This is a genomic window from Capnocytophaga sp. oral taxon 329 str. F0087 (assembly GCF_000213295.2).
GTDB lineage: Bacteria > Bacteroidota > Bacteroidia > Flavobacteriales > Flavobacteriaceae > Capnocytophaga > Capnocytophaga leadbetteri_A.
Window position 1 is genome coordinate 26,886 of sequence record NZ_KN390004.1, and the last position, 9,028, is coordinate 35,913.

The 9,028-nt window shown below is 39.2% G+C and carries 7 protein-coding genes; all 7 read right to left on the bottom strand.

The genetic code is table 11. The annotated features are described in order from the left end of the window. Positions 1 to 5: 5 nt before the first annotated feature. Positions 6 to 1,973 (bottom strand): M3 family metallopeptidase, encoded by a 1,968-nt coding sequence (locus tag HMPREF9074_RS06170; protein ID WP_009391816.1) that lies wholly within the window; start codon positions 1,971 to 1,973, stop codon positions 6 to 8. A 147-nt stretch (positions 1,974 to 2,120) separates the two neighbouring features. Next, entirely contained in the window at positions 2,121 to 4,883 is a 2,763-nt protein-coding gene (locus HMPREF9074_RS06175) for a sodium-translocating pyrophosphatase (protein WP_009391818.1), read from the bottom strand. Between the two features lie 86 nt (positions 4,884 to 4,969). Beyond that, a complete protein-coding gene (gltS, locus tag HMPREF9074_RS06180) occupies positions 4,970 to 6,199 on the bottom strand; it encodes a sodium/glutamate symporter (protein ID WP_009391819.1) in 1,230 nt (409 codons plus the stop codon). A 54-nt stretch (positions 6,200 to 6,253) separates the two neighbouring features. Continuing rightward, positions 6,254 to 7,474, bottom strand: coding sequence for a bifunctional folylpolyglutamate synthase/dihydrofolate synthase (locus HMPREF9074_RS06185; RefSeq protein WP_009391820.1), 1,221 nt, complete (start codon positions 7,472 to 7,474; stop codon positions 6,254 to 6,256). A gap of 2 nt (positions 7,475 to 7,476) precedes the next feature. Next, a complete protein-coding gene (locus HMPREF9074_RS06190; protein ID WP_009391822.1) occupies positions 7,477 to 8,292 on the bottom strand; it encodes an energy transducer TonB in 816 nt (271 codons plus the stop codon). A gap of 10 nt (positions 8,293 to 8,302) precedes the next feature. Then, positions 8,303 to 8,689, bottom strand: a complete 387-nt coding sequence (locus HMPREF9074_RS06195; protein ID WP_009391824.1) for an ExbD/TolR family protein — start codon at positions 8,687 to 8,689, stop codon at positions 8,303 to 8,305. Between the two features lie 30 nt (positions 8,690 to 8,719). After that, a partial coding sequence (locus tag HMPREF9074_RS06200; RefSeq protein ID WP_034540018.1) for a MotA/TolQ/ExbB proton channel family protein occupies positions 8,720 to 9,028 on the bottom strand: 309 nt, incomplete at its 5' end.

Consider the following 9,028-nt stretch of genomic DNA (forward strand, 5'->3'; position numbering starts at 1 on the left):
TTGAATTACTTTAGTCCACGTGCTTTGAGTAAGGGTTCAATAGCAGGGGCTTTTCCTCTGAAATTGAGATACATTTTTTCGTAATCCATTGTATTGCCTTTAGATAGAATTAACTCTCTAAAACGTTGTCCATTAGCACGAGTAAGTCCTTCGTTTTCTTCAAACCATTGATAGGCATCGTGACAAAGCATTTCTGTCCACTGGTAAGAGTAATAGCCTGCACCATAACCACCTCCAAAGATATGAGCAAAGTAAGAAGAGCGGTATCTTGGCGGTACTTCTTTCACCCATAAACCGGTCTTCTCAAGAGCTGTCTTCTCAAAATCATTTACATTATTAATAATAGTATCTGCAGGGATTGTATGCCATTGTAGGTCTAAATTAGCGGCTGCTAATACTTCAGTAAAAGCATACCCCTCATTGAAAGTACTCGCTTTCTTTATTTTATCAATAAGAGCTTGCGGAATAGGTTGTTTAGTTTGATAGTGTATCGCATAATTCTTAAGAATATCAGGATATAAAGCCCAATGTTCATTGAATTGTGAAGGAAACTCTACAAAATCGCGTGCTACTGCTGTTCCTGAAAGACTTGCATACTGCTGATTAGCAAAGAAACCATGCAAAGCATGTCCGAACTCGTGGAAAAGAGTAGTAAGCTCATCATAAGTAAGCAAAGCAGGTTTGCCATCAGTAGGCTTCACATAGTTGCATACATTATAAATAACAGGTTTAGTACCTAATAACTTCGATTGATTTACAAAATTGCTCATCCAAGCCCCACCACGTTTGCTTTCGCGAGCAAAAAAATCACCATAGAAAAGCCCTAATGGAGTGCCATCTTCTTCAAAAAGCTCATATACTAATACATCGGGGTGGTATACAGGTATATCTTTACGTTCTTTAAAAGTGATACCATAAAGCTTAGTAGCCGCATAAAACACTCCATTCTCAAGAGCATTCTTCAACTCGAAGTATGGTTTTATTTCGTTCTCATCAAGATCGTATTTAGCTTTACGCACTTGCTCAGCATAGAAGTTCCAATCATAAGGTTCTAAGCTGAAATTACCTCCTGTCTTAGCAATTTGTGCTTGTATCTCTTTAGCTTCAGCTTTAGCTTTACCTACTGAAGCAGGCACTAAATCTTTAAAAAACTGGACAATAGCAGTAGGTGTTTTTGCCATAGTGCGTTGCAAACTCCATTCTGCATAGTTTTTAAAGCCTAAAAGCTCTGCTTTTTTAGCACGAAGTAAGGCAATGCGTTTTAAAATGTCGTTAGTATTATGAGCGCCTCCATCGGTGCGATTCCAAGCAGCTTCAAATAGTTGTTTGCGCTGATTGCGGTCTGCTAATTCGCTAAGAAGCGGTTGCTGAGTAGTATTTACAATCGCTACTTTCTGACCATTGATAGTTTGTGCTGCTGCTAATGACCCTTCTAAAAGCGTTTGGTTGAAATCAGTTTCTAAAGAAGCCAACTCGCTGTTGTATTTTTTAAGGGTTTCTTTATCAGTAGTGGATAGATTAGCCCCTGCTACTACAAAATCTTCATAGTAATTTTCTAACAATTTAAGCGATTCAGCATCTAATCGCAAGCTCTCACGTTTATCATATAAGGCTTTAATACGTGCAAAAAGCTTTTCGTTTAAGTGAATGCCATCAGCGTGCTCTGCAAACTTAGGAGAGAGCTCTTTTTGCAATACTTTCAGTGTGTCATTAGTATGTGCTTCTGTTAGAGCGTTGAATACAGCTGAGGCACGTTCTAATTCCACTCCACTTTTTTCTAAAGCAACGATGGTATTTTCAAAAGTAGGGGCTTCTTTATTACTTGTGATAGCCGCTATACGTTCATTTTGCAAAGCCATCCCTTTAAGAAGAGCAGGACGATAATGCTCGTCTTTTATCTTTGAGAAGTCTGGTGCTCCGTATAGCAAGGTGCTTTCTATAAGTAGTGGATTATTATCTATATTTTCTGTCATTTTCTTTTGGTTTTCAGAAGGGTTACAGCCTACTAAAGCAGTAAGTAGTAGCACTGAAAAGAGTTTTTTTTTTCATAGTCTGTTGGTTTTAAAAAGAAGGGCGAATTTTATCAATCCGCCCCCTTTATATATTTAACTAAAATATTATTACTTAGCTGTTAAACGTACATCTATACGTCTGTTTTTAGCTTTGCATTCATCGGTATCGTTAGCAGGACATATTGGATGCTCTGCTCCATAACCTTGAGCGCTCAACTGTGCTTTGTTAGCACCTAATGCTACTAATTTGTTTAGTACTGAATTAGCACGTCTTTCAGAAAGTTTTAAGTTACCTTCGGCACTACCAGTATTATCAGTATACCCCCCTAAACGGATAGCAGCCTTAGGATAAGCTTTCAATATAGCTACAATATTTTTTAATTGTTGTTCTGAACCTTCAGTAAGCTCATCATTACCTGTTTTGAAGTAAGTTCTATCCAAAGTAATCCAATTATCTTTGAATTGTTCTGAAGTAGTAAGGTTTTTATCTTCTAACAATTTTACAAGGCGAGCCTCAGATGAATTTTCACCTACTTCTAACATTGTATTGTCAAAAAGATTCAATTGAAATAAATCACCTACATTGTATTCAAAGTTACCATCAGCGTTTAATACTCCCTCTACTACTTCTATAGCAGGTTCTAATGGTATCATATCGGTTTCAGCCTCTCCTTGACGTATTTGAGCTTCTACAGGCATTCCGTTAGCATCAGCGGTATGTCCGCCCAAGATAGGAGCGATAACCAAGCCCACTAAGCAAGTAAGTTTAATAAGGATATTCATTGAAGGTCCTGAAGTATCTTTGAATGGGTCACCTACAGTATCACCAGTTACAGCTGCTTTATGAGCGTCAGAACCTTTATAAGTCATTTGTCCGTTGATTTCTACCCCTGCTTCAAATGATTTCTTAGCGTTATCCCAAGCACCACCAGCGTTATTTTGGAAGATTGCCCATACTACACCTGATACAGCTACACCAGCCATATAAGCTCCTAAAGCTTCAGCTCCCATTACAAAACCGATAATGATAGGGGTAATAATAGTAATTGCACCAGGCAACATCATTTCGCGCAAAGCAGCTTTAGTAGAAATATCCACGCATCTACCGTACTCTGGGGTACCTTTTCCTTCCATAATGCCAGGAATTTCACGGAACTGACGACGCACTTCGTTCACCATATCCATAGCCGCTTTTCCTACTGATTGCATAGCTAAAGCTGAGAAAATTACAGGAATCATACCTCCAATAAACAAGGCTGCTAATACATCAGCTTTGAAGATGTTAATACCATCAATACCTGTAAAGGTAACATAAGCAGCAAACAATGCTAAGGCAGTAAGAGCTGCAGAAGCAATTGCAAAGCCTTTACCTACAGCAGCGGTAGTATTACCTACTGAGTCTAAAATATCGGTACGTTGGCGTACTTCTTTTGGCAGTTCACTCATTTCAGCTACCCCTCCTGCATTATCAGCAATAGGCCCGAAAGCATCAATAGCCAATTGCATAGCAGTAGTAGCCATCATTGCTGAAGCTGCAATCGCAACCCCATAGAAACCTGCTAAGGCATAAGACCCCCAGATAGCTACTGCAAAAAGCAATACAGAACCAAAGGTTGATTTCATACCGGTAGCTAAACCTGCTATAATGTTAGTAGCAGCACCAGTAGAAGAGTTGCGCACAATGTTCAACACTGGTTTTTTACCTAAAGCAGTAAAGTATTCAGTAATAGTAGAAATAAGTAACCCTACGGCTAAACCTACGATAGTAGCATAGAATACATTAATACTTGGAATACTCTTTACACCTTCTCCAAAGAAACTCATCTGAATAGTTTCAGGAAGCATATATTTAATTAAGAAGAAACAAGCTACCAAAGTAAGCCCTAAAGCTACATAGTTACCAGTGTTTAGCGAACTTTGTACTTGTTTTTCTTTAGCTTCATTATTTTTGATACCTACAAAGAAAGTACCTATGATAGAAGCTACAATACCTACCCCTGCGATTACCAAAGGTAAAAGTATAGGCCCCATATTGCCGAAGTTGTCTGTAAAGGCACCTCCATTACTCATCGCCATATCTTTGATTACGTAGTTACCCAATACCATTGAGGCAAGTACTGTAGCCACATATGAACCAAATAGGTCAGCCCCCATACCAGCTACGTCACCTACGTTATCACCTACGTTATCAGCGATAGTGGCAGGGTTACGAGGGTCATCTTCTGGGATACCTGCTTCTACTTTTCCTACAAGGTCAGCTCCAACGTCAGCGGCTTTAGTATAAATACCACCTCCCACACGAGCAAAAAGGGCAATAGACTCAGCTCCTAATGAGAAACCAGCCAAAGCTTCAAGAACAAGAGTCATTTCATCATAAAAAGGTTTACCACCTTCTATAAAGGTGTTTACAAAGAGGATGAAGAACAAGCTCAAACCTAATACAGCTAAACCTGCTACTCCTAATCCCATTACAGTACCACCTCCAAATGACACTTTTAAGGCTTTTGGCAAACTAGTGCGTGCAGCTTCAGTAGTACGCACATTAGAGTTGGTAGCAATACGCATACCTATGTTTCCTGCTAAGGCAGAGAAAAACGCTCCACACACAAAAGCTACTACGATAAGCCAGTGAGAAGTCTCCACCATACGCGAAACAATAAATAAGGCTATAGCGGCTATTACCACAAAAATACCTAAAATACGGTATTCAGCATTAAGAAATGCCATTGCACCTTCTTTGATACTTTTAGAGATGCTTTGCATTCGTTCGTTGCCTGTGGTTTGCTTGTTTACCCACAAAGCCTTTGTAATCATAAAGATAAGCCCCAGAATAGCAAGGGCTAACGGTAGATATAACATCATTTTATCCATACAAATATTAGTAATTAATTATTCAGGCGGTAAAAGTACAAAAGATTATATTAATAAGAAAATAAAATATGATTTTTTTTTGTTTTCTATCCTAAAAAACCTATAAAAGTAGTTAAAATAAAGACGTTGATAAAGTCTATAAAGAAAGCCCCTACCATCGGTACGATTAGAAAGGCTTTATGGGAAGGCCCAAAACGCTCAGTAACCGATTGCATATTAGCCACTGCCGTAGGGGTAGCTCCTAAGCCGAAACCACAATGCCCTGCACAGAGTACTGCTGCATCATAATCAGACCCCATTAAGCGGAAAGTTACAAAATAAGCATAAGTACACATTACAAAGGTTTGTACCGCTAAAATGATAAGCATTGGCACAGCTATATCTAACAACGTCCAAAGTTTTAGGTTTAAAAGAGCAATTCCTAAAAAGAGACTTAGTGAGGCATTGCCAAACACATCTATAGCTCGGTCAAACATATTTACTTTGAAAGCATTGGTAAGTACATTGCGCAGAAGTACCCCGAAGAATAAAGCCCATACAAACTGTGGAATAGTAAATTTTTCAGGTAAGTAAGCTGTTACTGTAGGAGAAACCATTATAGCTGAAAACGATAGACAAGCAGCAAAAAGAGCCATTGTCTCTATAGCTGATTTTGAAGTGATAAGACGCTGCTTACCTGCATTTTCAAACACTTCAACTACAGTATCTACTACATTATCAGTAGCTTTATCAGTTATAGGTTTTCTCCCCATATTATTGACTAATTTTCGTGCGACAGGACCTCCTATAAGTCCACCGAGTACCAAACCAAAGGTAGCTGAAGCCATACCAAGACTCGTTGCCCCTTTAATACCATAGTCTGTCTCTAATATCTTACCCCACGCACCTGCCGTACCGTGTCCACCGGTCAGGGTGATAGAACCTGTTATCAAGCCCATAATAGGATTTTGCCCCAATGCACTTGCCAACCCTACTCCTACTGAGTTTTGTACTACTATAAAAAGAGCCACTACCCCCAGAAAGAAAATCAGCCCTTTACCTCCTGCTTTTAATCGAGAAAAATCAGCACTGAGCCCTATTGAAGAAAAGAAAAACAGCATAAAAGCCTCTTGCAAATTAGTGCTAAACTCTAATGAAATTTCGTATTTAAGATACAGCAAAAAGATAATAATAGCAGCTAATAGTCCGCCAGCCACTGGCTCAGGAATATTGAAGTTTTGAAGTATCTTTATTTTCCCTACCAATAAGCGTCCTACCAATAGCACAAGAGTAGCAATAATAAGGGTGTAATAAGGGTTTATAACAATTGTATTCATAGGTTTAAAAAAATTAGCTATTTAATAAAAAAAAGAATTAGCAAATTAGCAAATTTACAAATCAGCTAATTCACTAACTACAAAGGTACTCCCCCCTATAAAAATAAAATCAGTAGGTTGTGCCTTTGCTTTAGCTGCAGATACTGCTTCTTGTACTGAAGAGTAAGCCTCCCCTTTCAACCTTTTAGCAGTGGCAATTTCTTTCAATATCTCTACAGCCAATCCACGCTTGATATTCGGACTACAGAAGTAATAATGTGCTTCTTTAGGAAAAAGGTCTAAAACAGCCTTTACATCTTTTTCTTTTACAAAACCTATTACTATATGTAGCTGTGTATAAGTTTGCTTTTTCAGCTGCTCCATTACATAAGTGAGTCCGCCAATATTATGCCCTGTGTCGCATACGACAGTTGGGTGAGTACTAAGAGTTTGCCAACGCCCTTTGAGATGGGTATTCTTCACTACATTTAGCAAGCCGTTTTTGAGGTTTTCATCGCTGATATCCCAACCCTGATGTTTTAAAAAATCAATTACAGCTATTACACCTTTGATGTTTTTCTCTTGATAAATACCTTGCAAATCGGTAGTGAGGTTAGTGGTCAGTTCATTAGCGAAAACTATAGGAGCCTTGTCTTCTTTTGCTCGCTTAATAAATACAGGGGCTGTCTCTTCTTGATATTCACTAATCACTACAGGGGTATTTTTCTTGATAATACCTGCCTTTTCAAAAGCGATTTCAGGTAGGGTATTACCTAATATATCGGTATGATCTTTAGAAATATTGGTGATAAGCGACACTTCCGGAGTGATGATATTAGTAGAATCAAAACGCCCCCCTAAGCCCACTTCTATTACCCCTATATCAACTTTTTCTTCAGCGAAATAATCAAAAGCCAAACCTACTGTCATTTCAAAGAAAGAGAGGTGATGAGTGGCTAGAAAATCTTTATGGGCAGCAATAAAACTCACTACACGTTCCTCAGGAATTTCTACACCATTTATTTTGATGCGCTCTCTGAAATCTTTGAGATGAGGAGAAGTGTAAAGCCCTACTTTATAACCAGCCTCTTGCAGTATAGAAGCGAGCATACTACTCGATGACCCTTTGCCATTAGTACCAGCTATATGTAAGGTTTTGAATTTCTTTTCGGGATTTCCTAATACTGAGGCAAAAGCAATTGTTCTGTCTAATTTATTGTTCAGAGCAGTTTTTCCTTGTGTTTGAAACATTGGTAACTGATTGAACATCCACGATAATGTTTCTTGATAGTTCATTCTTACTCTCCTAATTTGAAGTTGATCACTATGAAGCCTACTTGACGGGCAGGAGCATTTTCATCAGGATTCCAGCTGTGTTTATAGGCCGTCTTGCGAGCAGCGTCTAACAGACACTGAGCTGAGTTAGTGGTACCCTTTACGCCAGCCGTAGCTTTTACTACTTTACCACTACGATCTACTTCTATCTGTACTACTACACGTCCTTCCTCATTGCAATCTTGTACAACCTTCCCTTGGGTAGCAATACTGCGCCCTTTCAGTCCCCAACCTTTGCCAGAGGAGCCACCACCTCCTGCACCATAGTAGGAGTCGGCATACTGACTACCATCTATTTGTCCTTGGTAACCAGGTCGCTGTCCGTCACCTTGTCCTGCAGTACCACTACCCCCTGCATTAGCAGCCCCCAATATACTTGAAAGTGCTTCAGAGGTTTCACGCGAAGGTTTAGGGTCAGGCTTAGGAGTTTCTGTTTTAGGAGTTTCTTTCTTTTTTTCTTGTTTTTTAGGCGCTTCGGCTATTGCTACTGTTTCGTCATTATCTTGGGCTAAAAGATTCTCTTTCACCTCTGTAGAAGTTGTTTCTTCTGGCACCGATTCAGGAGGCGTTTGGGTCTCTACTTGTTGGGCAGCACTAGGAGGCGTTGTACGTTCCCCCATACCCGTAACATCTACCCCATATATCACCTCTACTCCACTCTCTGGCGGAGGGTCTAAATAAGTCATTCCCGCAAAGAAGAGCAATAGCACCACTATGCTCATCACAGCGGTAGTGAGTACCAGCGACTTGCGCTTATGTGTGGTATCTAATAAACTCATAATTTTTCATCTATTTTGGGCGTACTGCCAAAATTACTTTATACTGATTTTGGTTGGCTATATCCATTACATTTACGGCATTTTCTATTGGCACACTTTCCTCTACTCGTAAGATAATAGTAGGGTTTTCTACCCCATTTAGAGCCGACCTAAGTTCGCTATCTAAATTGGTAACAGAAATAGGTCTTTTATCAATAAAATAATTCAAATTTTTATCAATACTTACCGAAACATTCTGTGTATTAGTTGATTTACCCTTTGCTTTTGGTAATAATAAGTCTAATGCATTAGGGCTATTAGCTGTAATCATAAAAAATACCAAAAGCAAGAACACTATATCGGTCATAGACGACATACTGAACTCTGGGCTGATTTTATTTCTACCTTTTAATTTCATAACTTTTTCTTTAATTAAGCAACTAGCAGACTAAAGAGGTTCGTTGAGCAAATCTAAGAACTCTACTGCATTAGCTTCCATTTGGTGAACTATTTTATCGGTTTTTACCACTAAATGGTTGTACCCCACATAGGCTATGATACCTACTATAAGTCCCGCTACTGTAGTGGCCATAGCCGTATAGATACCTCCTGCTAAAGCCCCCATCTCAGCTTGCCCACCAGCGGTAGCCATTTCGTGAAATGACATAATCATACCTACTACCGTACCCAAGAAGCCTATCATTGGGCCAGCTCCTGCAATAGTAGCCAAGATAGCTGTATTTTTCTCTAACTTATA